Consider the following 23,983-nt stretch of genomic DNA (forward strand, 5'->3'; position numbering starts at 1 on the left):
TTTTCTTTTCATTTTTCTGAGTCAAGCGAGAACATATCAAGGCAATATGTTTCATAATGTTACCACTTAAGTTGAAGTGCATATCTGTCAATTTAATTAACTATTTGAAATTAAACAATAATTAGTTTTCGGTGTCAGTCACACCATGTGAAACATGGCATAGAAAAGTTTCTTCAAATAAATTGAACAACATCATCAATTGCCTTGTCTATCCAGAGCGGTACAAATGGTAAATACTCTGTTATCAAGATGTATCAACTCGGCACTTTTACAAAGAGAAATCCTATGAAGACCCAAGTGACACATTACAATCGACCGCTGCAAATTATTCATTGGCTATCCGCTATTGTCGTTATTGGTATGTTTGCAGCGGGTCTATGGATGGTCGATTTATCCTACTACAGCCAGTGGTATCACACTGTCCCGTATTGGCACAAATCGATAGGTATATTACTGGCAGGGTTAACCTTATTTCGTTTTATTTGGAAGTTAGTGACGCCGTCACCCTCCGTGGAAGGTAAACCATTTGAGCGTATCGCTGCCAACATTGTTCATAAGCTTATCTATGTGAATTTAGCCGTGATCTTTATTTCTGGTTACTTAATTTCTACCGCCGATGGACGAGGCATCTCGGTGTTCGATTGGTTCACTGTACCTAGCCTTGGTAGTTTATTTCCAAGACAGACGGATATCTCTGGTGATGTTCATTTTTATGCCGCTTGGTTTCTGATCATCATGGTCTCGATTCATGCACTCGCGGCATTGAAACATCACTTTATCGATAAAGACAATACCCTACGTAAAATGACAGGAGCAAAAAAATGAAAAAGAGCTTACTTGGATTAGCGTTCGCTTTGGCATTACCTTTTAGTGCTAACGCTGCTGACTATGTAATTGATACTCAAGGAGCTCATGCTTCTATCAACTTTAAAGTAAACCATTTAGGTTTTAGTTATATTAAAGGTCGCTTTAATACCTTTAATGGTGAGTTTTCTTATGATCCTGAGAATATTGCAGCTTCAAAAGTTACGGTAAATGTTGATACACGCAGTCTCGATTCTAATCATGCAGAGCGAGATCGCCATATCCGCAGTGCAGATTTTATCAATGCCTCGCAATTTTCTACCGCGACATTTACCAGTACTCAGGTGGTGGATAAAGGCGATGGTAACTTAGCGATTACTGGTGATCTTACTCTGCATGGTCATACTAAACCAATTACTATCGATGCTCAGTTTATTGGTGCAGGTACGGATCCTTGGGGTGGACAGCGTGCCGGATTCATGGGTACGACTCGTCTAGAATTAAAAGACTTTGCGATTAAAGTGGTTGGCCCATCAAGTTACGTTGACATGGAACTGCATGTTGAAGGCATCAAGAAATAGTTGGTCGATGTCATTCTGTTCGATTGATTAAATAGAAAATTCCCTGAATTATCAGGGAATTTTTTTGCCTATCATTTATCGTGTGTATCGGCCGATAATGATGAGTCGCTGTTTAGGCTCTTGCTAACTCTTTTTCTGTTTTAACCGCCGTCACTCGTTCACCATAAATCGCACGTAGCTCGGCCAACACATGATTGCGATTCAGAACACCGACAAATTGCCCTTTGTCCAAAACTGGCAGCACATGGGGTTTACTGACTTTCATACTTTTTGCCCGCTCTTCAACTGACAACGCATTAAATCGAGTGGCAATACCCATACTGGTCGTTGGGAAAAGTTGCTCTTTATCGATGCAAAAGAACTCCGCCACATCAACTAAACTATCACTCGCATTAATAGCAATGACATCACGAGTCATTAAATCAACAACTTTTTGTTCTGCATTCGGTAAATAGTCTTGGCACCATAGCTCGACCATCACATCGTGAGCTGAGAACATACCGATCAAACGACCTTGACGATCGACGACAGGGGCGGCGGTAAGATAATTATCCAACAGAGTATCGATAGCGAAGGGTACAGGTGTCTCTGCACTGAGAGTAATGGCTTTTTTATCCATCATATCTTGAACGATGATTGCGTTTTTCATAGTAGTTTCCTTAACCGACTGAAGAGGGGTAGTTTTTGTTATTGTGCTCACATGAGCGGCTTTTAAATGTGGACGACGATAAATTGACCAATTTGCTAAGCCAACCAGAACAGCACCGCCGACAATATTTCCTAAAGTGACAGGGATAAGATTGGCCGTAATAAAAGCAGAGATATTGAGGTCGGCGTACTGAGCGGGAGTGCTGCCGACCTGTATCCAGAAACTTTCTGGAGCAAAGGTATGAATCACAATACCAAGAGGGATCATGAACATATTGGCAACACAGTGCTCAAAGCCACTGGAGACAAACATCGCTACTGGCAATATTGTCATCGCGGCTTTAGTCATCGCATTGGCTGAACTAAAAGTTAACCAGATGGCTAAACACACCAAAAGGTTACAAAGCACCCCTAAGGCGAAAGCTTGAACGGCCGTATGGTGCAGTTTATGTTGAGCGATATTTAGCGCATTAAGCCCCCATTGACCGTTATCTAATTGATACAAGCCCGCAGCAGCGACCAACAAAAGTAGGAACATCGCACCAATAAAATTGCCCACGTATACTTTGCCCCAGATAGCGAGCATCTTGCTAAAGCTTATCTGTTTATTGGCCCATGAAATGCTTGATAGCACTGAGCTGGTGAATAACTCACCACCACAAATGACAATCAGTATTAGCCCCATACTAAAAGCAAGGCCACCAGCGAGACGACTCAATCCCCAGCCAGCACTCTCACTCCCTGTGGTCACAGTAATGTAAAACAAAAAAGCCAAACCAATAAACGCACCAGCCATTACCGCTAGACTTAGCGTCAGTCCACTGGTTTTTTGCGCTTTACTTAAAGCAAACTTTTCCGCTTCAGCCATCATTTCATAGGGTGAAAAATAGTGTTGATTTTCAGCGTTGGCTGTCGACATACGCGCTCTCCAGACTCACATTCATAATTACCTCCTGACAAATTAAACAACGCCGTATGGGTTGTTACCAAACCAGACTAGGGCAGACGAGCAGGGCGGTAAAATGGATAATTCTTGGTTACCCTATCAATTTTATTGATATAGTTGGGTGAGCCAGTAAAATGAAACGAATTGCTCATTATGGGCAGGGTAATGATGGTTATAAAAAGGATGTAGAGTGCGATATTCATTAAAACAGTTGGCCGTTTTTGATGCGGTAGCGGATTCCGGTAGTGTCAGTGTCGCGGCAGATAAACTCGCCTTAACTCAGTCAGCCACCAGTATGTCACTTGCACAGCTAGAAAAAATGTTAGGGCGTCCACTATTTGAACGTCAAGGCAAGCAGATGGCACTGACTCATTGGGGGATGTGGTTGCGTCCGAAAGCGAAACGCTTACTGCAAGATGCTCAACAAATTGAAATGGGCTTTTATGATCAGCATTTATTGAGTGGAGAGATTCGTCTTGGTGCGAGTCAAACTCCTGCGGAGCATCTTGTCCCCGATCTTATCAGTATTATTGATAGTGATTTTCCAGAGATCCGCATTGAGCTGGGCGTCAGAAGTACCCAGAGCGTGATCGACGGTATTTTAGATTATCGCTATGATTTAGGGATCATCGAAGGGCGTTGTGATGATAGCCGAATTCTCCAAGAAGTTTGGTGTCGTGATCACTTATGTATTGTTACTTCCGCTCATCATCCGTTTGCGAAACGCGATGTGGTGAGTTTAGCCCAATTAGAACAAGCGAAATGGGTATTACGTGAACAGGGCTCAGGGACGCGTGGTATTTTTGAGAGTGCAGTGCATAAGCTTATCCCGGATTTGGATGTATGGCGTGAATATGAGCATGTTCCCGTGCTGCGTAGTTTGGTAGAAAATGGCCCCTATTTAACCTGTTTGCCTTATTTGGATGTCGAACGATTTATTCAAAATGGTCAGTTAGTAGCGCTGAATGTTCCCCAGCTGAGTATGGAGAGAACATTAACTTTTATTTGGCGAGCAGATATGGCTGAAAACCCGTTAGCAGAATGTATTCGGCGTGAAGGATTACGGATGATGAAGGGTAAGCCCTATGTTCTTTAGTTCCTAAATCTGTTGATTTACCGTTTGCGTCACAATTTTATGTATTAAACTTAAATTGTTACTTTAAATATGTGTTACTGATCACTGGTTATTGTGTTTGTTCCCCTTTACTATGCCGCTCATTGATAAGGTTGTTTGCAAGCGAGTCACTGCGGAGAAGATCATGAATATACTATTCGCCATTTCACTGACAACAGGGATCTTATCGGGTCTTTGGGGATGGATTGCTGTCTCGTTAGGGCTTCTCTCTTGGGCTGGTTTTTTAGGTTGCACCAGTTTTTTTGCTACGCCCAATGAAGGGATCAGAGGATTACTGCAAAGTTTACTGTGTAACATCAGCGGGGTTTTCTGGGCGTTAGTGATTATCTACAGCTCTTCGTGGATGGGAGTTGATGTATTAGGTTATATCATTACTGCAATGGTTGCCTTTATGATGTGTATTCAAGCGAGTAAAAGTTGGCTTGCTTATATTCCCGGTACCTTTATTGGATCTTGCGCAACATTTGCCGCAGCAGAGCAATGGCCTTTGGTGATCCCTTCATTACTGCTTGGGGGAGTTTTTGGTTATTTAATGAAAACGAGCGGAGTGTGGCTTCATCAACGCGCACAGAATAGCGCTCAAACTAAACGCCTAAAATCCATCAATCGGGTCAGTTAAATCGTTTACTTGATAACGGATCCATTCTTCAAAATACGATGGTTGGATTTCATTGCTTATTTTTGTATCAATGACCTCATATCATCTTTTCTGATATCGACATTCATATTTCCCCTAAATGTGACTGTTTTGCTCCTTTGATACTAAGCACAGCCTAAAGTTAACTGGCTGTGCTTTTTCTTTGTTTATTGATCGAACGTTCGGTGATCTCTAGCCATGGCCGTTTGCCATCGTAATCACGCGTTTCAGTGTCCAGCGTAGTAGGACCGGGATAGATTCAAGACCATTTTTATCACAGTGAGAAACAATCGCCAAAGCTAAGTCAGGTTTTGCGTGTTTTTTGAGTACGCGGCTAACCACTTTTTTAGCTGGAATAGGATGATCATGAGGGATCTTGACCATGTCTTTAAAAAAGTCTTCAAAGCCGTGAGAATAGAGAAAATGCTCGATATCACGATCAGGGAGTTCGGTTAATCGATGTCGAGGTTGATCATTGCCCAACATGCCGATCACTGTTGCCGCGTATTTCTTACCTGCAGGATCGCCGTCAGTAACCACATGCCATTCAATAGAAAAAGCTTTAGCCACTTTGATCAACGACTTTAATCCTGATTGGGCAAACTCGATAATTTGTACGCCTTCTGCAGCTAAGTTATAACCACATTGTCTTGCTAATTCACTAAATAACCAAACTTCAGTTTCGCCTTCTACCAATAGCCAACAGCGAGCGAAAAGCGCACCAGAACGATGAAAACGAATATGAAAACCAATTCTTCTTAACTCATCTCGGCTAACGCCATGGATCGGCATGCTGGTGGCGATCGTTTTATCTGATTGTCGAACTAAACGACGGATCGAGTGCAGGGGGACTGAGCCGAGGAGATCGCCACTATTAGTAGTTAAGATCTTTTGCATCGGTAACAACTCTAAAAGACTCCAGGCTCTGGCTAAGTGAGTGGGGTGTAAACGCCCTTCCGGATCTTCAACGATTAAAATCGGTCGCGCATAACGGCGAAGATCATTGGGTCCTTTCGCTTGAAGATAAGCATTAAGTAGCCCGAGTAGTAACAAACGCGTTTGGCGATTTTTGGTTTCATCGACAATTTGCGTTAAGCTTTTATCGTTGCTTGGTGAAGCGTAGACTAAGCTTTCGCGTTCACGACGTGGGTTTTTACGTTTTTGATCTTTGAAAGAAAAATAATGCTCGACTAAGGCTTGCATAGCGCTCAGGCTACTGCGCATTTCACCTTTATTGACATGGCCGGGAATCGCCATTAAGCGGCGACATGTATTATTAATGCGTTTCTCAACGCGAGTGTTTTTACCGTTACCTTCGACAAAGGGGCGTTCAAATTGTCGAGAATCTCGCAGTCGGATCACCGGATGTAAATTCATCAGAGTTTGAGCGATTTGTGCGCTGTCATGAACTAAAATAGGATTACCGTCTAAATCTAAGAAAGCATAATCGGTTGAGATATCGTACTGTACCCGTGTTCCGCTGACACGATAAATGATTCGTTGATTGCCCTGTTCGTCTTGTCGCCACACCGGTTTCAGCTTGCGATAGCGTCCTGCGCGGTGTTCGCGAGGTTCAGTAGTGACAAAACTCAAAATGATTTGAATATCTTGGGTTTGGGGGTGAGAGACAGAATAGTCGACGTGGAAATCTTGCAATTCGAACTGGTAAGGCCGACCATCGGCAGGTAGCATGATGGAGAGCGCATCCAATAATGAGGATTTACCCCACGTATTCTCACCAATGAGGGTGGTTAACTCATCAAAAGCGAGCGATAAACGGCGAATGCCACGAAATCCTGATATTTCAATACGTTCTAGATGCATTGGCAATGTCCTTTTTCTCAACGCGTGCCTGCTTACGCTGAGCTTTTCTTTTAGCATAAAGGAAAAAGTCTGAAAAAGCAGACCGTTAAGGCTTGAAACTTGTCCTCATCTCACAAATTCATCCCTTTTATCTCGTATTACGTAATAAACGATAGGACAGTCGAACACTTTTTTTGCAAACCTATTTCATAAAAGTCACGATTCTGTCATGATTTTTCCGCTAGGATGAGCGCGAAAGAGAGAGAAAGTTATGAAAAAAATAAAAAATATTACATCAATCACTCTGGCTCATATCAATGATACCCATTCTTATTTTGAGCCAACATCATTACAACTGACCTTAAATATTGACGGGCAAACGATGACGCCTTTTGTCAGTGCAGGCGGTTTTGCACGTATCGCCACTCGTGTTGAGCAGTTAAGAGCCGATGCGAAGCGGATGCAGCGAGAGTTTATCTTGGTTCACGCTGGCGATTGTTTCCAAGGCACGCTCTATTTTTCGTTATTCAAAGGATTAGCGAACGCAGAAATGCTCAATTCACTGGGCCTTGATGCTATGACTTTAGGGAATCACGAGCTGGATATGGGTAATGATCCGGTGGCGCAATTTGCTGAGCGTATCCAGTTCCCTTTACTTGCCGGTAACTGGGATTTATCGCAAGAGCATGAAGATAAACCTCGTCGTTTAGCGATGAATCCGCGCGTACATGCCTTTGATGTAGATAAACAGTGCGCTCGGTGGATTGTTAAATCTGCGCAGGGAAGTGATATCGCTCTCTTCGGTTTATCTTTGGATAAAATGGATGAGATAGCCAACCCAGATGCTGATACACCATTTATCAACGCGTTAGAAACAGCTAAAAATACTATTCAACAGATCCACAATGCTGGGATTAATAAAATTATTCTCGTCAGCCACTTAGGCTATGAAGCTGACAAAGAGTTAGCGGCTAAGGTCGATGGGATAAGTTTAATCGTCGGTGGTCATACTCACGTATTGCAAGGTGATTTTAGCTCACTTGGGTTAAGTAGTGAGGAATCCTATGGACAAAAAATTAACCAAACTTACGTTGTTCAAGCTGGGCTGTATGCATTGGCGTTAGGCCACTGCCAGATAGACTTTGATGAACAAGGTAACGTAGTGAATTTCTCAGGGCGTAACGAATTACTGCTTGGTCGACGATTATTTCTTGATGCGAGCATGAGTGAAGCAGGCAGTGATTCTGCTTATCTCGATGCCTGTGATTTTGTAAATAACCACCCTAATGTCGTGGTGTGTAAAAAAGATCCGCAAGTGCATGCTATTTTGCGCAATAAATACATTCCTCGTGTGCGAGAGTTGCAGCAACAAATCATTGGTCATGCTACTCAAGCACTACGTCATGTGCGTATTCCCGATCAAGAAGGCCCCAGTGAATTGGCTCCTTTAGTGGCGAGATCCTTTATGCATGTGATGCGTAAACGTGGCTACCCGGTTCAGTTTGCGATTCATAATGCGGGCGGTGTGAGGACCTCCTTATCTGCCGGTGCTGTTTCTGTTGCCGATATTGCCGGAAAATTACTTCCGTTTGCCGTGCCGATTGGCGTCTATCGTTTAAAAGGTAAAAGCCTGGCTAAAGCCCTTGAAGGGGCAATTAATAACGCTTTAAATAATGGTGTCGAGGGCACGGGAGCGGGAAGTTATCCTTATACTCACCATCTTTCCTTTGAGTATCTGCCCGAACGACCGCTCGGAGAACGGATCGCCAATTTACAGATCTGGCAAAAGGGACAGTGGCATCCCGTACAAGCGGAACAGGAATACTGGGGAACGTCTTCGGCTTATACCATGAAAGGGAAAGAAGGCTACCAAGGGCTAACCGAAATGAAAGGAGAAGGGAAAATCACTACGATTTCGATGGCCGATGCCTTTATTGAGTTTTTAACCGATAACCCCTCGATACTCAGTAATGACGCTGAACGACAAGAAACGGGACAATACACACGTTAATATGGCGTGTTCTTTGCAAAGCATTATGCGCTGTGACTCAAACAGGGGAGAAGCCAATGTGGAGCAAAGACTGGTTAGATGCTTTAGTGGTCGTCGTTTGGATTAGTTTATGGGCAGGTTTAGTGTATGCTTTGCCCTTCGCAGGAATTTAATTGCTATCAACTCTAGACGAAAGTAGCGACTCAGCATAAAATGGCGACGTTTGGGGAGTAGTCGCCATTTGTTTATTTGTCGTCATCACGTTAAGCATCGCTTATCCGGCAAATATAAATAGTTTGTTTATCACTTCTATTTCGACGAGACCAACGCATTCCATACTGCTTATTTAGGCAGTGAACTAACTGGTATGCGGAAGGTGTCGTTTTCCTATCGAGAATCCGTTTTCCTTCCGCCTGTGGAGGAAGCATGACCCCGATCATCTACATTTCGTTTGCGTTATTAACGTTTGCTCTGGTTGCTATGGATATTTGGCAAACTCGTGGTAACCGAATAACCCTGCAACGCGCGCTAAGCTGGAGCGTGGTCTGGATTTTACTCGCGTTTTTGTTTGCGGCAGTCCTTTATCTATTTTGGGATGATTATGCTGTTCATAGCCCTTATAGCGCCTCGCAAGCAACATTAGCTTTTCTAACCGGTTATCTACTCGAGAAATCGCTTAGTATTGATAATTTGTTTGTCTTTGCGATTATTTTTCATCAATACGCTGTGCCGGAGTCGCTTCGTCCAAGAGCGCTTTTGTTCGGAGTGATTGGCGCGCTTGTGTTGCGTGCGGTGATGATTATCGTTGGTGCTCAATTACTCGAACAATATCATGGCTTATTGTATGTGTTTGCCCTGTTCTTAATGTGGACGGGTGTGCAGTTATTACGAGAAAAGCCAGCGAGTCACGCTAATCCATTAGCAGAAAGAATCATCCGACGTTGCTGTCGAGTGACGAATCAATACCAAGGACATGCACTTTGGGTACGTGTTGGCAAACGCTGGTGGGTTACTCCGATGTTGATCGTTGTTGGTGTGATCGCCTGTATGGACGTGATGTTTGCACTGGATTCTATTCCAGCCATCTTTGCGGTGACCAGAGAGCCTTTTCTCGTGCTCGCTGCAAACGTTTTCGCTTTGCTTGGCTTGCGTTCATTATTTTTTGTTTTACAAGGCTTGCTGGATAAGTTTATCTATTTAAAACCGGCGTTAGCTTTCATTATGATGTTTATTGGCGTAAAAATGTTACTGGTTGGATCCCGCTGGGAAATCCCGACTTGGATATCATTGTCGGTGCTATTAACCACCATGCTATTTGCGATCATCGCATCACTTGTTAAAGGGCAGGCTCGATCTCAAGCTTCTGTTATTAAGTTAGAACATAGTGACTTTACGCGAGAGTAAAATATTTGTTAATGAAAAGCCTGAAAAATCGTAGAGCGATTGTCCTTATGCATTTGATGGTTAAATAGTAGCTTTAAATGCGTTTGCTTTGAATATATATTCCGCAGTTGTTATGGGGTTGTTTCATTAGTTTTTTTAATTCGAAATGACAAATTTTGTCACTTCTTTTGTAGCAATAGCTTGCTTAAAATGCGCGCAAATAAGTTACCGAATTAAGAGAGGCTCACATGGCACAAGCAATGCGTTTAGGTACTTTAACAGCACCCACCTCTATGGATAAAAAAACCTATGCGGTTAACTTCAAAGGATTGATAGCTCATTTGGTGGATATTCTTTTTGTGGAAACGAAACAAACAACGTATTACCACACTGCAGAATTATCTAGCCATATTCAACGTGATATTGGATTAACACGTTAAGCAAAAAGATAAGTTGTTAAAAGACAAAAGCCGACGAAAACGTCGGCTTTTTGCTATATACATTTAGCGCTTAGCAAAGATAAGCACAAAGTTGCTTATTTCTTGCGGCAATACTCAGCGATAATGTACATAGTTTGACCATTAACTTTACCCTGAATGTGCTTTGGATCATCGGTTAAGTTAATACCACGTACCGCCGTTCCTTGTTTGATGACCATGCTTGAGCCTTTCACTGGAAGATCTTTGATCACCGTGATGTCATCGCCTTTTTTGAGTTCAACACCATTCACGTCACGGGGTTTATCTTCATCATCGTTCATACCAATTTCGGCCCATTTTTGAAGATCTTCTTCCATATACATCATATCCAGCAAATCTTGCGCCCAGCTTTCTGTTGCTGATAAGCGCTTGAGTTGACGCCATGCCATTACCTGAACGGGCGCCACTTGGCTCCACATACTGTCATTTAGACAGCGCCAGTGATTCGCGTCCATCGTTTCAGGTTGTTCGATTTGTGAGCTGCAGGTGGCGCAAAGCATGATAGCGTGATCGACGGTGATCTGTGTATGCGGAGCAACCACATAAGGAGACAGCGAGCTCTGTGCTGCGCACAGTTCACATTTTGAGTCACAGCGTTCGAGTAAAGTTGCTTCAGTAGACATTGATTCCCACCTCTATAAGATTAAGTTCGCGGGTATTATCCACTTTATGCCTACGATTGGAAGGGTTAAACCCCGAGAATGTTCTGCAACTCTCGGGGTAGTAAAGACAATTAAAGTCGTTTTGAACGGGATGTTAGTTTATGGTCCACAATTGGGCGCTTGTCGCGTGGTATCTGGCAATGTTGAGATCTTCGCAGCCAGATCATTAATGCGTGTGCTGTGGGAAGGATGGGTCGATAGTAGCTCAGGCGGTTGCTGTCCCATCGAAGCTCTTGCCATATTTCGCCATAGTTCGATACTTTGTGTCGGATCAAACCCAGCTTGGGCCATTAAGGTTAATCCTAAGCGATCCGCTTCTGATTCTTGGCGGCGGCCATAAGGCATAATCACACCATATTGAACACCGACACCTAAAGCCGCCATCGTCAAATCACGATATTGTGCATATTCTGAAGCACCTAAAGCAACATCGGTGACTTGTAATCCGACATTGGCCAGTTGGGCTTGAGAGAGGCGTTCATTACTATGATTGGCAAGTACATGAGCAATTTCATGACCAATCACCGTTGCCAGTTGATCTTGATTGACGGCAACGCTTAGTAATCCGGTATAAACTCCGATTTTGCCGCCAGGTAGGGCAAAAGCATTCACTTGTGGACTATCAAACAGGACAACTTCCCATTGCTCGACGCTAGGCTGTGCTGGGACGTACTGAAGAAGGGCATCGGTGACGCATTGTACGTAGCGAGTCAAGGCCGCATCTTGACTGATCGGCAACTCACTTTTCATTTGACTAAAAGATTGCACGCCGAGCGTGCTCATTTGGGTATTCGAGAACAGCAATAGCTGGTTGCGCCCAGTTGGTGAGGCGCTGCAAGCGGTTAAACCCATCAACGTTATCATTAAGCTTAAGATTTTTATTCTTAAACGCATAACACATCCTTAATCATAATCATCCCTATAATGACTCGGTAGGATAGATAGCCAAGTGGTTGTACAATATACCCAAGTTTGTTGGAGATGCAATATTGCTGGATGCGCGTTGTTGACGGCTATTGATGTATTTTATTAAGGGTGAACATGGACATTTGGAAAAAGCCAATCAGTTTAGAGCGATTAAATGCCACGTCAAAAAATACCATGATGGAGCATTTGAATATTATTTATACCGAGATCACGGAAAACACTATCTCGGCAACCATGCCAGTCTGTTCGTATACACATCAACCATTGGGAATGTTGCATGGTGGAGCATCGGTGGTTTTAGCTGAAACCTTAGGCTCCATTGCCGGTAATTTTGCCGTCGATAAGACTCGCTATTGTGTAGGATTAGACATTAATGCTAATCACTTGCGGGCTATGCGACAAGGTCAGGTAATTGGCACGGCGAAACCTATCCATATTGGGATTTCCACTCAAGTTTGGCAGATAGATATTACCGATGAACAAGGCCGCTTGGTCTGTGTCAGCCGTTTAACGTTGGCGGTCAAACAGCAGCGTAATAAAGTAAGCCAAGATAGCGAGGCAAGCGAATGATGATGGAATTTTCCGGTGGGAAAATTATTGCCACCGCACATGAAGTGGTGGTGCGTTTACTGGGTGAACATTCAATTAGCCTACAATCATCAAGTGACAATGTCACTTTACTTGGCAGAGGCGCGAATGTATTGTTAGCCAACAGTGGTGGTGTAAAATGGTCGGTTAAGCTCGATAACAGTGAGCAATTATCTGAGCTTGCTCAATCTTTAGGTTGCGATATCTCCTAAACTGGTGGCCTGCTCTTGCACTGAAGGACCTAAATAGAGGAAACTGTAGTAAGTTTTTAAGATATAGAGTTTCCTCCTTTATGAGTAGCCCTCGCTTACGTGTCCAATTTGAAACCTTATTTGCTCATTTTCATGGTCAAGATGCAGAGACGCAATTAGACGATATTACCGACATTTTATTTTGCACTCGACGTAATGCGCGCATTGTTCTCAACAAATTAGAAGATGAGGGGTGGATTGAATGGCATCCCGCTCCAGGACGCGGCAAACTCTCACAGCTTATTTTTAAACGTAGTCGGGCAGATGTCAGTGAAAACCTTGCTCGCCGTTATCTGCAAGAAGGCAAGATAGGTCAAGCGCTGGCGGTATTGGATCAAGATGCCGCTAAGTTAACCCAAGTTATCCAAAGTTACCTAGGTGTACAACACCAAGAGGGCTTGCAAGTGGTGCGCTTGCCGTATTATCGACCACTTTCTATGCTTAATCCCACGAAGCCGATGCGCCGTTCAGAGCTGCATATTGCGCGGCAAATTTATTCTGGTTTGACTCGTTTAGATGAAGAGGAACAGCTACAAGCGGATCTTGCCCATCACTGGCAAGCGTTAAGTCCAACACACTGGCGGTTTTATTTACGCCCTGGAGTACGTTTTCATAACGGTGAATTAATGACCACTGAGATAGTGGTGCAGAGTCTATGGCAATTACGTTTGGTGAATTTGTTTGCGCACATTGACGCCATTACGACTCCGGATAATTGGGTCGTCGATATCCATCTATCAAAACCTGATACTCGCTTACCGTTATTGCTGGCAGAATCTTGTGCAAAAATTTTATTGCCAGAGTCATTAAGAGCGGATGACTTTGATCAAAAACCGGTGGGCAGTGGTCCTTATAAGGTATTCGTTAATGATGAGAAAAGGCTAGTGCTACAAGCATTTGATGGCTATTTTGGTTTTCGTCCATTGCTGGACCGTGTCGAAGTATGGGTTATTGATGAAGTGCACTCCTCAATGGTATTTCCGAGCTTAACGCATCCGATGAAAAGTCAACGCGGTTCATTTAGTGAAGATGTTGAACTCGATCCCGGTTGCACTTATTTATTACTCAATCGTCGTAATGGGATTGCGTCTAATGAGGTTTGGGCCAATTATCTACAAACTAAACTCAGTGCGCTGAATTTATTTCGTTTGTTACCAGAAGAAAAAGTGGTTGAACTGGGCGTATTGCCTGCTTATGGATTAAAGCCGGGTTGGTATCATCAAAATGGACCAATGTCAGCCGTTGAACCGCCAATCGGTAATACCGTTACAGTTGCTTATCATGCCCAGCATCCTATGTTTCCTACTTTAGCGAAGTGTATTGAACGTTTACTTAAAGAAGATGGTATAGACGTCACCTTCATTAAATATGAATTAACCGTCGATGATGTCGAGCAGGTTGACATTTGGATCAAAGCAATGGGCATCGCTAACCATCGGGATGATGCACTGGCTGGCTGGTTATTGGATTACTCTGATATTGAACCAATGAGTCAAGCTGAGGATTTTTATCGTTGGTCTGGATTGATTGATCAATGGCGTGCGAGCGATGAATCAACCCCTTTTCCCGCTCAAGAGCTCGGTAAGTCCTTAGTCGCCAGTAAACAGATCATTCCAATGTTTCATTGCTGGTTAGGGGTGAATAAAGATCAATGTGGTGCGTTACAAAATGCAAAGTGCAATGCCTTAGGCTGGTTTGATTTTAGCCAAGTATGGGTAAAGCCAGAGTAAAACGATCGTCAAATCACCGATCTTGTATGAGGAAAGAAGAGATGCAAAGCCCGATTACTTTAGAAGCGCTACATATCCTAGATGCGATTGATCGCCGTGGCAGTTTTGCTGCCGCGGCCAATGAACTGAACCGCGCACCAAGCTCATTGAGTTATCAAATTCAAAAGCTTGAACAAGATTTGGATATGATGATTTTTGATCGCTCTGGTCACAAAGCCAGTTTTACTGATGCCGGACGGTTGATCCTTGAGCGTGGGCGAACCATTTTGTCGGCCGCCGAGAAGCTAGTTAACGATGCGACGTTACTTGCTAACGGTTGGGAATTGGATATTACATTGGCTTTTGATGGCATCATTCCGGTCGCGAATTTTTTTCCTTTGGTGGATGCGTTAGGCAATGTCAGTAAAACTCGAATTCGTCTACAAGAAGAGATTTTAGCCGGAAGTTGGGAGTCTCTCGCTACAGGAAGAGCCGATTTACTGATTTGCCCCAAGATAGACAGTTTACCGCAAGAGGTAAAATCAGAGCGATTAGGCTCAATGTCACTGATTTGGGTTGCTGCGAGCGATCATTATGTTCATCGCCGTCGTGGTGAGTTTGATGAGCAGGCTCGACAAAAGTATCGAGTGATTGCGATTGCCGATACAGCGCGCGAACAGCCAGCGATGAGTATTAATATCTTAGAAAAACAGCCGCGTTTGACGGTGAGTAATTTTAATGCCAAATGCCAAGCGCTGGTGGAGGGATTAGGTATTGGTACCTTACCGATACAAATCGCGCAGCCGTTGATTGCCAGTGGGCAGTTGCAAAAGATATCGGGCAGCATGGATAAACATATTGATATTGTTATGGCGTGGCGTAGAAATACGACGGGTGAAGCCAAATCGTGGTGTATTCAATATTTGAAAAAACATTGGAATCTCGTCTGATCTACCAGAGTATTGGTTTACGGTTTGGTCAGGGTTAAGACCATATCTGCCGTTCCATCTTCAAAATGGATCTCGATACTAAAGCCGAGTTTTTGGGCTAAACTGAGCATCCCTTTATTACTAGGCATGGTCATACCTGAGATACGGGCAGTGCCTTTCGCTTGGCAGTAATCAATGATCTTTTTCATTAGTAATGATCCGAGCCCTTTACCTTTAAGATCGGAGCGGATCAAAATGGCAAATTCAGCATCACTATTATCATGGTTGATCAATGCTCGTGAGACGCCAATGATCTCTGCTGGTGAGGTTTTATGGCTGACAGCAACAAAAGCCATCTCTCGGTCGTAATCAATTTGGGTAAAGTTGGCTAGCGCTTCGTGATTAAATTCACCGACATCCGAAAAAAAGCGTTTGTACAGATCTTCTTTTGAGACTCGATGAATGAAAGCGGCATGTTGTGGCTCATCTTCGGGGAGAATCGGCCTAAGAGTTAACGGCTCCCCATCTTTAGCGATGACATTTTCCACCAATTCAGAAGGATAGGGACGGATAGCTAACCGACTTTGCGCATCCCCTTCGAAACGCTGTAATATCAAATCGGCATCTAGAATCGTAAATTGATCACCATTGACCAGTAAAGGGTGGATATCCAATTCATGTACTTGTGGACACTCAATAATCAGTTGGGAAATTCGGACTAAAAACTCGGATAAACCGTCAATGTTTATTGGTACTGGTTGTTTTTGTAGACGAATTTTACCGCTGCGTAGCGCCCGAACAATTAAATATCTTGCTAATGTACTATTTAATGGTGGTAATGCAGCGACCGCATCCAGAGACTCTTCCCATTCAGAACCGCCTTGTCCCAGTAAAATCACCGGACCAAAAATAGCATCGTGTTTGACTTTAATACGTAACTCTTCTCCTCCGCCCAACTTGGCCATTGCTTGCACCAACAAGCCATACACCCTAGCTGCAGGGTAGGAGAGTTGAGTTCTATCAAGGATCGATTGCGCGGCATTGGCGACTTCGTTACGGTTGCGTAGGTTAAGCATAACGCCTTGTACATCGGATTTATGAGCAATATCTGGTGAACGCAATTTTACCGCAACCGGATAGCCAATCGTTTCTGCTATGTGTACCGCCTCACTGCTGTCCGAAGCAATCCAAGTCGGTAACACATTAAAATGAAAGCATTTGAGAAAACTGCCTATTTGATGAGTATCAATGTGTACACTTTCTTGTTCACTTAAATACTCGGCGATCCACGCTTTGGCGCTATTGATTTCTGAAGCGGTCACCAACTCAGTGGTCGTCGGTGTTTCCATCAACTGTTTTTGGTTACGCCTAAATTCAACCAAATGCATGAAAGCGACGACGGCACTTTCTGGCGTGCGGTAGGTCGGGATACCGGCTTGAGTAAAAATGTGCCGAGCAGGGCGAGCGGTAAGTTCCCCAGACCAATTAGTCAGAATATTAAAACGCCTCGCCCGAGGATGGTTTTTAACCACCTCAACAATAGCCATTGCTGTTTGTTCTGAGTGCGCGATGGCGGAAGGAGAGTGCATAATCAGAATGGCATCGATATCATCACTGTCGAGTACCGCTTTTAACGCATTAATATAACGAGTGTGGTCAGCATCCCCAACAATATCAATCGGGTTATTTTGCGACCAACTACGCGGAAGGCATTGATCCAGTTGTTGGTAAACGGTATGGCTTAATTGTGCTAATTTGCCTCCGCGTTCGAGTAACGTATCGACAGCCATAATAGCAGGCCCACCACCATTAGTGATGATCGCTAGCCGCTCGCCTTGGAGTGGTACGGCATGAGTTAACGTTTCAACGGCCGCAAACAGCTCATGCGTATTATTAACCCTCAGCATACCGGTTCTGCGAATGGCAGAGTCATAAATAATATCTAATGTATCTTCGCCTCCAGTGTGTATTTTAGCCGCTTTTCGCCCTGCAGCCGTTCTCCCCCCTTTTAAAACAAGTATTCGTCGATTACGAGATGCGGCACGTGCCGCGGATAAAAAGCGGCGTGCATCTTTAATAGTATCAACATACAACAAAATCGCGTGAGTGTGCTTGTCGATACTGAGCGAATCGAGTAAATCAGCGAAGTCGATATCGCAGGCGTTGCCTAGGGAAACAAAAGCCGAAAAGCCAATTTGTTTATCATTCGCCCAGTCAAGAATCGTAGTACAGACGGCTGCTGACTGAGAAATAAAAGCAATATGGCCCTTTAAGGCATTGACTGGAGAGAATGAGCCATTGAAGTGTATCCAAGGCAGAATAATACCGAGGCTATTAGGGCCAAGCACACGTATGCCCGCTTGTTTGGCTATCATTAGGCACTGTTGCTGAATTTCATGCTGCTGGGCATCTTCACTATACATATCGGCAGATAACACGATAACACATGAAACGCCTTTCTCTGCCAATTGACGGAAAAGTTCAAGATTACGAGAAGCATGGGTACAAAGAATAGCAATATCAGGAACGAGAGGTAAATCAAGCACGGTCTTATAAGCCAAGACCCCACACACAGAAGGATAACGAGGCGTTACTGGCATAATTGCACCATCGAAACCGCCCTGAAGTAGGTTTTTCATGACGATATTACCGGCACGAAAAGATCGCGTTGAAGCGCCAATCACAGCCACAGATCTTGGATTAAGTAGCGGGTTAATAGAATTCATGATGCAAAAGACCTAAAAGGTAACGAGCCAATAACTAAGTTTTGCCTTTAGCATGAAATCTTCACCAAAGGTCAATACAGCCATATCAACAACACTGTAGTTAAAATTATCTAATGGTGTTGATGTATTTAGTCTGGATGTGATCTTCATGACATCATCTCTCTTTCACTTTGTGCCACAAATCACAGGATAATCAGAGATAATCACATCCTATACTTGATTATAAGACGCGCTATCGGCATGATTTACATTACTTTCTATCTAAGGTGTTATTGGTTTATGAAAAGAATTGCGATTGTTGGCTTGTGCGCGCTGCTGGCCGCCTGTGCCTCAGAAAATTATATCACGGATGTAACAACTCAAAGCCACACGGAAGAGTTTGCCGTGGCTGATATTCCTAAACCTATTGTCTCAGAAAGGGGTAACGCTGACGGTGTCTCCGAGCGTAATGTTCAAGCTCAAGTGATCAAAATGGCTCCGGCTGAAGAGAAACAAATCGTCAAAGCAACGCCGCCAGCCAAACCTAAAGTCACTATTACACCACCAACCGAACAGCAATTAGCAATGAATCCACGTTATGGCTTCACCATTCAAGTTGTTGCCGTTGGGGCGCAAACTAAGGTTGATCAATTTGCGAATCAGTTACCTAAAGATGAACAACCGATCTGGGAAAACTATAAAGTCGTTAATGGCACGAAATGGTACACGGTCTTGTATGGTGATTATGCCACTCGTCAGGAAGCGTTGAACGCCTTGCAAAGATTGCCAGAAGAATTCCGTGACTTGAAACCATTCGTTAAGAGCATTGATAGTATTAAAAACTCAGATTTCCCCACACTAAATAAACTCAACTAATGAACGTTTACAACAGGGGCCTTTGCCCCTGTACTGTTTATTCTCTACACAATTAAACTAAGATTAGGTAATAAATCCTCTTCTATGGTGTACCTCTGTGCTGAATTGTCTATCATAGCCGATAAAATGAATGTAGTTACTGCATCACTTGGCCTCGTGGCCTGCAACCGAATTTTGGTGTAACGGAACAGTGTAATGAAAAAAACAACAATTTTACTTTTATGTGGTGGGGGCTCATCAGAACATGAGATCTCGCTAGTTTCCGCTGATTATTTGCAGCAACAACTGACGTTAACGCCATCGTTCGACGTGATTCGAGTAGAGATGAAACCTGCTGGCTGGTTTACTGAGTCTGGCGATATGGTTTATCTTGATACGAACTCTGCCTCACTAAACAGTGAGCATGGATCTCGTCGCATTGACTTTGTTGTGCCTTGCATCCACGGTTATCCGGGAGAAACGGGCGATATCCAATCGATGCTAGAGCTGGCCGGTATTCCATATTTAGGATGTGGACCAGAAGCTAGTAGTAATAGTTTCAATAAAATCACGTCGAAACTATGGTATGACGCACTCGGTATTCCTAATACACCCTACTTATTTTTAACAGAAAATAACGATGAGGCTTTACGTCAAGCCCAGCAAGCCTTTGATAAATGGGGCGCAGTGTTTATTAAGGCGGCTCGACAAGGTTCATCGGTTGGCTGTTACAAGGTCACCGATAAGCAGCAAATTGCCAAGGCAATTGATGATGCCTTTACCTTTTCTGATCAAGTGCTGGTTGAACAAGCCGTCAAACCGCGAGAGTTAGAGGTTGCTGCTTATGAGCTCGGTGGCAAACTCCATATTACTCAGCCTGGCGAGATTATTGCTCCTGATGATGCTTTTTATAGCTATGAAGAGAAATACAGCGCAAATAGCCACTCAATGACTAAAGTGACTGCGGATAATATCACCGCAGAGCAAAGAGACCTCATTAAGCGCTATGCAGAGAAAGTTTTTGTGCATATGAAATTAAGACATCTTGCTCGAATTGACTTTTTCCTTACCTCACAAGGTGAAATTTATCTTAATGAAGTGAATACTTTCCCGGGTATGACGCCCATTTCAATGTTCCCGAAAATGCTGGAACACCACGGCCACTCATTCTCCGCGTTTTTAGCTGATTGTGTCCAACGCTCATTTATGTCCAAGGTTTAATTCGAGTAAATTTTATTTTAGCGACTGCTGCGGTGTGTAACTTACCTAAGTATTGGTTAGGCATCGCAGGGCTTAACCAACGGCCAAAACTTTGAATATCTTTAGTATGATAGCCTTGTTCAGCTAGCTCTTTTACTGCACCAATTCGGGTCGATTGACCTGAAAACTTTAAATGTGGTAGCGCTAATAAATCACCAGCACGCCTTAATATACGGTAGATGGATGAATCATCTAAAGGTCGATTATTGATATTGCCATGCCTATCAATTGAGCGAAAAACTGCGCCGTCTTGCTGAGAGATTAATGCTGTCCAACGAGCTAATATTTGCTGGGCGGAAGGGGATAATTGATAGATTTCATTGCCGATCCTAAGTTGACTATGATCTTCTGTAATATCCGTGAAGCTGAGCTTTTTAAGCTCTCCTCGTTTCATGGCACATTCAAACATCACGTGATAGATAGCTAAATCACGTATCGCAAGGCTTTCATTACTTTTAACCATCAATTGATAAAGTGATGCCAAGTGTTGACGAGTAAAACATTCAGCTTGTTTCTCATCGCCGTATTTTTCTGCTCTTAAGCGTTGAAGAAGTTGACGAACTTGAACATTCAACGTCGGATCTTTTTGATTCAGTAAGTAATGAATCATACCGATAGTGACAGAGTAACGTCTAATGGTACTAAACTTTCTTACCTTGGCTTCACTTTCAAGAAATAACCTAACGGCGGTAACGGAGGCCGGTAAAGGGTTTACTGATTTTCTTTGGCAAAATTCAGTGAAAATATTCCAATCTTTACTGAAGGCGAGTAATGAATTTTTTTGATAGTGTTCTCGGGTCAATAGAGCAAGCTGCTGTGGTGTGATAGGATGCTTAAATTCCAATAGCTTAGCTTTGATCTGTTTTGCTTCGGTCAATTGTACAAGAGGTCTTTTCATGTTAATGCACTATAACTTTCTAATTAGTTACTAAATATACTTGCGTACCGAGAAGATACAATTATTATTTAACTATCAATGACAAAAATAAGTAGGTCATCATGGCAATCACTACATACCGAGGATTTACTCTAAAATCTGCAGATAACTCACCAGACATCTGGCAAGTGCAGATCAAAAAAAACGTTTTAACGGGAAACCTCGCTGCAGTAAAAAAAAGTATTGATTGGTTTTGTGATACGGCATCGCTGATTGACCCGAGTGAATTTGAATCGATTGGCAAAAAACGAGAAGGTGGTTCACAAACGATTCAAGAGCAATTCAACGGTTTTATGTTAAAAAATGATACAGGGGAACCCAATGGATGGTATTGCTTTTTCAATGGCCGCTTGATCAAAGGAGCAAAAGTTGCTATTCAAAAACATATCGAAGCTTATCTGATTGCAAAACAGAAAGCGGAAGCTCAACAAACTCAATTAAAAAAGTAACAAAGAACGAAGTATATTATGACTCTTGTATATTCAACGGAAACGGGCCGTATTAAGCCTGAAGCCCCAAGCATCGAACGTCCGAAAGGTGATGGGATTGTCAGAATTCACAAAGAAACGAAAGGTCGCAAAGGCAAAGGTGTGTCAATTATTAAGGGTTTAGACCTTGATGATGCGCCTCTCAAGCTGTTGGCTGCTGAGCTAAAAAAGTCCTGTGGCTGCGGTGGCTCGATCAAAGATGGTCATATTGAAATTCAAGGTGAAATGCGAGATAAAATTAAGCAATTGCTTGAAAAAAAAGGTTACACGGTAAAGCTTGCTGGAAGCTAATAACGACACTTGTATATCGATAACAAGAGTTGTTATTAGCTATTTTATGGTAAATAGACCTTATGTTTAATCACTGAGCTACTCAAAGTCGAAGTAGAGTAAGGTCTATCACAAGCTCTCTTTTTATAGCCCACATAAACTAGATAAAACCACCTTTACCTTCGCTGAATTATATTTAACATAACAATGATAATGCGCACTAAGGTGTGCCATTAATATTGACATCAATATCATGCTCATGGTTCTATACATGCCTTACGTTTATCACTATAAGGATATGTAATGAAACGTGAAACGATCGCTTTACACCATGGTTATCAAGCTGATAATCAAAACTCCGTTGCGGTACCCATTCATCAAACCACCTCATTCAGTTTTAATGATGCACAACATGCTGCAGATCTTTTTGATTTAAAAGTCCAAGGTAATATTTATTCTAGAATTATGAATCCGACCTGTGATGTGCTTGAGCAACGTATCTCAGCACTTGAAGGTGGTATTGGCGCACTGGCAGTCGCTTCTGGGATGGCCGCGATTACTTATGCTATTCAAACTCTTGCTCAAGCTGGTGATAACATTATTTCAATCAGTGAGTTATATGGTGGAACTTATAATTTATTTGCTCATACTTTGCCTAGACAAGGTATTGAGGTTCGATTTGTAGATAAAGACAATTTTACTCAGTTAGCTCAACTGATTGATGATAATACTCGAGCGGTTTTTTGTGAAAGTATCGGCAATCCATCCGGCAGTATCGTTGATATTGAAATGATAGCTAACCTAGCTCATCAACATGGTTTACCGTTAATTGTTGATAATACGGTGGCTACGCCCTTTTTGTGGCGACCTTTTGAACATGGTGCTGACATTGTGGTTCACTCTGCTACAAAGTATATTGGCGGTCACGGAACCACGATTGGCGGTCTGATTGTCGATTCAGGTAAGTTCCCATGGCATGCTTATCCGCAGCGCTTTCCATTATTAAATGAGCCGGATATTTCATATCATGGAGTTAACTATGCTCAAGATATTGGTGCTGCGGCTTTTATCGCTAGAGCGCGTGTTGTCCCTTTGAGAAATATGGGAGCGGCGCTGAGTGCTCAGGCGGCTTGGAATCTATTACAAGGATTAGAGACATTAGCTTTGCGGATTGAGCGAATTAATCAAAATACTTTTGCTGTAGCTCAATGGCTTAGCCAACATCCACAAGTGAATTGGGTAAATTACGCGGGTTTAAGCACTCACAAAGATCACTCACTTGCCCAAAAATATATGCATGGAAAAGCCTCTGGCATCCTAAGTTTCGGTATTGTCGGTGGCCGAGAAGCTGGGACGCGTTTTTATGATGCATTAAGTCTAATTCTTCGTTTAGTTAATATTGGTGATGCAAAAAGTTGCGCCGCGATTCCTGCATCGACGACTCATCGCCAGCTCAATGATCAAGAATTACAAGCTGCAGGCGTTTCAGCTGATATGGTTAGGTTATCAATAGGCATAGAGCATATTGATGATTTGCTTGCTGATCTTGAACAAGCGTTACAAGCTACCGTGTAAATCTTATTCTGATATCTGAATCATGGCCTTGATGGGATCCCTGTGGCCATGATCGGAAGAAGAATCCTGAAACTCCTCTCTATTAAGCTATTTTATATTTATTATTGCTATGGGGGTTAAAAAATTAAAACTTCATTTTCTGTTTTATGTTACAACGCAACGTAAGTTATAGTGCGTTAAGATAAAGAAGCCCTCTTGCCAGATCCAACGTAGTCAATGATTCTGTTGTACATTGATGAATATAAAATACGCTTTTGTTTGGTACAATGAAGGCGTTATTGACATAGAAAATCAAAAAAAATATCCTCCGGCATAGCCGGAGGTTTTTCATATGCGCCTATAAGGCTTTCTTACAAGCAGCGCCCTAACAGGCGCATCACGATCTGACATTTGCATATGACGATTACTTACGGCCCGTAAA

The 23,983-nt window shown here is 43.0% G+C and carries 22 protein-coding genes; 16 read left to right on the plus strand and 6 right to left on the minus strand.

The annotated features are described in order from the left end of the window. Positions 1 to 285: 285 nt before the first annotated feature. Together FKQ60_RS07690 and FKQ60_RS07695 are read left to right on the plus strand one after the other, a co-directional pair. Positions 286 to 825, plus strand: a complete 540-nt coding sequence (locus FKQ60_RS07690; RefSeq protein WP_170906272.1) for a cytochrome b — start codon at positions 286 to 288, stop codon at positions 823 to 825. Then, complete coding sequence (locus FKQ60_RS07695) at positions 822 to 1,385, plus strand: YceI family protein (RefSeq protein ID WP_004396355.1); 564 nt, start codon at positions 822 to 824, stop codon at positions 1,383 to 1,385. Before FKQ60_RS07690 ends, FKQ60_RS07695 begins: the two co-directional genes overlap by 4 nt. 112 nt (positions 1,386 to 1,497) lie before the next feature. On the opposite strand, the gene focA is transcribed toward FKQ60_RS07695, so the two are convergent. Further along, entirely contained in the window at positions 1,498 to 2,952 is a 1,455-nt protein-coding gene (focA, locus tag FKQ60_RS07700) for a formate transporter FocA (protein WP_004396353.1), read from the minus strand. 217 nt (positions 2,953 to 3,169) lie between these two features. Between focA and FKQ60_RS07705 the strand changes: the two genes are divergently transcribed. Both FKQ60_RS07705 and FKQ60_RS07710 read left to right on the plus strand, forming a co-directional pair. Continuing rightward, positions 3,170 to 4,075 (plus strand): LysR substrate-binding domain-containing protein, encoded by a 906-nt coding sequence (locus FKQ60_RS07705; protein WP_004396351.1) that lies wholly within the window; start codon positions 3,170 to 3,172, stop codon positions 4,073 to 4,075. Between the two features lie 163 nt (positions 4,076 to 4,238). Then, a complete protein-coding gene (locus FKQ60_RS07710; RefSeq protein WP_158137323.1) occupies positions 4,239 to 4,733 on the plus strand; it encodes a DUF1097 domain-containing protein in 495 nt (164 codons plus the stop codon). 210 nt (positions 4,734 to 4,943) lie between these two features. Here the strand turns inward: FKQ60_RS07710 and FKQ60_RS07715 are convergent, their stop codons facing one another. After that, the gene (locus FKQ60_RS07715; RefSeq protein ID WP_004396350.1) at positions 4,944 to 6,575 is read right to left on the minus strand and encodes an ATP-dependent endonuclease; all 1,632 of its coding nucleotides are present in this window, start codon (positions 6,573 to 6,575) and stop codon (positions 4,944 to 4,946) included. Between the two features lie 250 nt (positions 6,576 to 6,825). Here FKQ60_RS07715 and FKQ60_RS07720 point away from each other — a divergent pair, with 250 nt between their 5' ends. The 3 genes from FKQ60_RS07720 (at position 6,826) to FKQ60_RS07730 (ending at position 10,367) form a co-directional block, all read left to right on the plus strand. Further along, on the plus strand, positions 6,826 to 8,565 hold the full coding sequence (locus FKQ60_RS07720; protein WP_170906273.1) for a bifunctional UDP-sugar hydrolase/5'-nucleotidase: 1,740 nt from the start codon (positions 6,826 to 6,828) through the stop codon (positions 8,563 to 8,565). Between the two features lie 405 nt (positions 8,566 to 8,970). Then, positions 8,971 to 9,948 (plus strand): TerC/Alx family metal homeostasis membrane protein, encoded by a 978-nt coding sequence (locus FKQ60_RS07725; RefSeq protein ID WP_170906274.1) that lies wholly within the window; start codon positions 8,971 to 8,973, stop codon positions 9,946 to 9,948. A 227-nt stretch (positions 9,949 to 10,175) separates the two neighbouring features. After that, positions 10,176 to 10,367, plus strand: a complete 192-nt coding sequence (locus tag FKQ60_RS07730) for a hypothetical protein (protein WP_004396347.1) — start codon at positions 10,176 to 10,178, stop codon at positions 10,365 to 10,367. 95 nt (positions 10,368 to 10,462) lie between these two features. Here FKQ60_RS07730 and FKQ60_RS07735 read toward each other — a convergent pair whose 3' ends face one another. Together FKQ60_RS07735 and FKQ60_RS07740 are read right to left on the minus strand one after the other, a co-directional pair. Further along, entirely contained in the window at positions 10,463 to 11,029 is a 567-nt protein-coding gene (locus FKQ60_RS07735) for a PhnA domain-containing protein (protein ID WP_154171068.1), read from the minus strand. A gap of 138 nt (positions 11,030 to 11,167) precedes the next feature. After that, positions 11,168 to 11,962, minus strand: a complete 795-nt coding sequence (locus FKQ60_RS07740) for a M48 family metallopeptidase (protein ID WP_154171067.1) — start codon at positions 11,960 to 11,962, stop codon at positions 11,168 to 11,170. Between the two features lie 147 nt (positions 11,963 to 12,109). Here FKQ60_RS07740 and FKQ60_RS07745 point away from each other — a divergent pair, with 147 nt between their 5' ends. The 4 genes from FKQ60_RS07745 to FKQ60_RS07760 all read left to right on the plus strand — a co-directional run bounded on the left by FKQ60_RS07745 (position 12,110) and on the right by FKQ60_RS07760 (position 15,493). Beyond that, complete coding sequence (locus FKQ60_RS07745; protein WP_158145070.1) at positions 12,110 to 12,565, plus strand: hotdog fold thioesterase; 456 nt, start codon at positions 12,110 to 12,112, stop codon at positions 12,563 to 12,565. Next, positions 12,562 to 12,795: a DUF3389 domain-containing protein gene (locus tag FKQ60_RS07750; protein WP_154171065.1), complete on the plus strand. Its 234-nt coding sequence runs from the start codon at positions 12,562 to 12,564 to the stop codon at positions 12,793 to 12,795. The genes FKQ60_RS07745 and FKQ60_RS07750 overlap by 4 nt, the downstream gene beginning before the upstream one ends. A gap of 80 nt (positions 12,796 to 12,875) precedes the next feature. Further along, positions 12,876 to 14,564, plus strand: coding sequence for an SgrR family transcriptional regulator (locus tag FKQ60_RS07755; RefSeq protein WP_170905255.1), 1,689 nt, complete (start codon positions 12,876 to 12,878; stop codon positions 14,562 to 14,564). A 41-nt stretch (positions 14,565 to 14,605) separates the two neighbouring features. Beyond that, positions 14,606 to 15,493, plus strand: coding sequence for a LysR family transcriptional regulator (locus tag FKQ60_RS07760; RefSeq protein WP_154171063.1), 888 nt, complete (start codon positions 14,606 to 14,608; stop codon positions 15,491 to 15,493). A 17-nt stretch (positions 15,494 to 15,510) separates the two neighbouring features. On the opposite strand, the gene FKQ60_RS07765 is transcribed toward FKQ60_RS07760, so the two are convergent. Further along, positions 15,511 to 18,198, minus strand: coding sequence for a bifunctional acetate--CoA ligase family protein/GNAT family N-acetyltransferase (locus FKQ60_RS07765; protein ID WP_170905254.1), 2,688 nt, complete (start codon positions 18,196 to 18,198; stop codon positions 15,511 to 15,513). Positions 18,199 to 18,477: 279 nt separating this feature from the next. On the opposite strand from FKQ60_RS07765, the gene FKQ60_RS07770 reads away from it, so the two are divergent. Both FKQ60_RS07770 and FKQ60_RS07775 read left to right on the plus strand, forming a co-directional pair. After that, entirely contained in the window at positions 18,478 to 19,053 is a 576-nt protein-coding gene (locus tag FKQ60_RS07770; protein ID WP_170905253.1) for an SPOR domain-containing protein, read from the plus strand. A gap of 195 nt (positions 19,054 to 19,248) precedes the next feature. Continuing rightward, positions 19,249 to 20,253, plus strand: coding sequence for a D-alanine--D-alanine ligase (locus FKQ60_RS07775; RefSeq protein ID WP_170905252.1), 1,005 nt, complete (start codon positions 19,249 to 19,251; stop codon positions 20,251 to 20,253). Here FKQ60_RS07775 and FKQ60_RS07780 read toward each other — a convergent pair. Continuing rightward, entirely contained in the window at positions 20,237 to 21,190 is a 954-nt protein-coding gene (locus tag FKQ60_RS07780; RefSeq protein ID WP_158137330.1) for a tyrosine-type recombinase/integrase, read from the minus strand. The two genes, FKQ60_RS07775 and FKQ60_RS07780, sit on opposite strands and share 17 nt — an antisense overlap. Positions 21,191 to 21,291: 101 nt before the next feature. Between FKQ60_RS07780 and FKQ60_RS07785 the strand changes: the two genes are divergently transcribed. The 3 genes from FKQ60_RS07785 (at position 21,292) to FKQ60_RS07795 (ending at position 23,562) form a co-directional block, all read left to right on the plus strand. Continuing rightward, positions 21,292 to 21,678 (plus strand): DUF3319 domain-containing protein, encoded by a 387-nt coding sequence (locus FKQ60_RS07785; RefSeq protein ID WP_154171059.1) that lies wholly within the window; start codon positions 21,292 to 21,294, stop codon positions 21,676 to 21,678. Between the two features lie 18 nt (positions 21,679 to 21,696). Further along, positions 21,697 to 22,008, plus strand: coding sequence for a stress response translation initiation inhibitor YciH (yciH, locus tag FKQ60_RS07790; protein ID WP_004396328.1), 312 nt, complete (start codon positions 21,697 to 21,699; stop codon positions 22,006 to 22,008). 282 nt (positions 22,009 to 22,290) lie between these two features. Next, a complete protein-coding gene (locus tag FKQ60_RS07795; RefSeq protein ID WP_170905251.1) occupies positions 22,291 to 23,562 on the plus strand; it encodes an aminotransferase class V-fold PLP-dependent enzyme in 1,272 nt (423 codons plus the stop codon). Positions 23,563 to 23,983: the final 421 nt, after the last annotated feature.

Origin of the sequence: Vibrio sp. A11, from assembly GCF_013048705.1 — a bacterium.
GTDB lineage: Bacteria > Pseudomonadota > Gammaproteobacteria > Enterobacterales > Vibrionaceae > Vibrio > Vibrio metschnikovii.

Coding starts and splice junctions, on each gene's coding strand:
- FKQ60_RS07690 (WP_170906272.1), top strand. CDS start 286: ATGAAGACCCAAGTGACACATTACAATCGACCGCTGCAAATTATTCAT.
- FKQ60_RS07695 (WP_004396355.1), top strand. CDS start 822: ATGAAAAAGAGCTTACTTGGATTAGCGTTCGCTTTGGCATTACCTTTT.
- focA (WP_004396353.1), bottom strand. CDS start 2,952: ATGTCGACAGCCAACGCTGAAAATCAACACTATTTTTCACCCTATGAA.
- FKQ60_RS07710 (WP_158137323.1), top strand. CDS start 4,239: ATGAATATACTATTCGCCATTTCACTGACAACAGGGATCTTATCGGGT.
- FKQ60_RS07715 (WP_004396350.1), bottom strand. CDS start 6,575: ATGCATCTAGAACGTATTGAAATATCAGGATTTCGTGGCATTCGCCGT.
- FKQ60_RS07720 (WP_170906273.1), top strand. CDS start 6,826: ATGAAAAAAATAAAAAATATTACATCAATCACTCTGGCTCATATCAAT.
- FKQ60_RS07725 (WP_170906274.1), top strand. CDS start 8,971: ATGACCCCGATCATCTACATTTCGTTTGCGTTATTAACGTTTGCTCTG.
- FKQ60_RS07730 (WP_004396347.1), top strand. CDS start 10,176: ATGGCACAAGCAATGCGTTTAGGTACTTTAACAGCACCCACCTCTATG.
- FKQ60_RS07735 (WP_154171068.1), bottom strand. CDS start 11,029: ATGTCTACTGAAGCAACTTTACTCGAACGCTGTGACTCAAAATGTGAA.
- FKQ60_RS07740 (WP_154171067.1), bottom strand. CDS start 11,962: ATGCGTTTAAGAATAAAAATCTTAAGCTTAATGATAACGTTGATGGGT.
- FKQ60_RS07745 (WP_158145070.1), top strand. CDS start 12,110: ATGGACATTTGGAAAAAGCCAATCAGTTTAGAGCGATTAAATGCCACG.
- FKQ60_RS07750 (WP_154171065.1), top strand. CDS start 12,562: ATGATGATGGAATTTTCCGGTGGGAAAATTATTGCCACCGCACATGAA.
- FKQ60_RS07755 (WP_170905255.1), top strand. CDS start 12,876: ATGAGTAGCCCTCGCTTACGTGTCCAATTTGAAACCTTATTTGCTCAT.
- FKQ60_RS07760 (WP_154171063.1), top strand. CDS start 14,606: ATGCAAAGCCCGATTACTTTAGAAGCGCTACATATCCTAGATGCGATT.
- FKQ60_RS07765 (WP_170905254.1), bottom strand. CDS start 18,198: ATGAATTCTATTAACCCGCTACTTAATCCAAGATCTGTGGCTGTGATT.
- FKQ60_RS07770 (WP_170905253.1), top strand. CDS start 18,478: ATGAAAAGAATTGCGATTGTTGGCTTGTGCGCGCTGCTGGCCGCCTGT.
- FKQ60_RS07775 (WP_170905252.1), top strand. CDS start 19,249: ATGAAAAAAACAACAATTTTACTTTTATGTGGTGGGGGCTCATCAGAA.
- FKQ60_RS07780 (WP_158137330.1), bottom strand. CDS start 21,190: ATGAAAAGACCTCTTGTACAATTGACCGAAGCAAAACAGATCAAAGCT.
- FKQ60_RS07785 (WP_154171059.1), top strand. CDS start 21,292: ATGGCAATCACTACATACCGAGGATTTACTCTAAAATCTGCAGATAAC.
- yciH (WP_004396328.1), top strand. CDS start 21,697: ATGACTCTTGTATATTCAACGGAAACGGGCCGTATTAAGCCTGAAGCC.
- FKQ60_RS07795 (WP_170905251.1), top strand. CDS start 22,291: ATGAAACGTGAAACGATCGCTTTACACCATGGTTATCAAGCTGATAAT.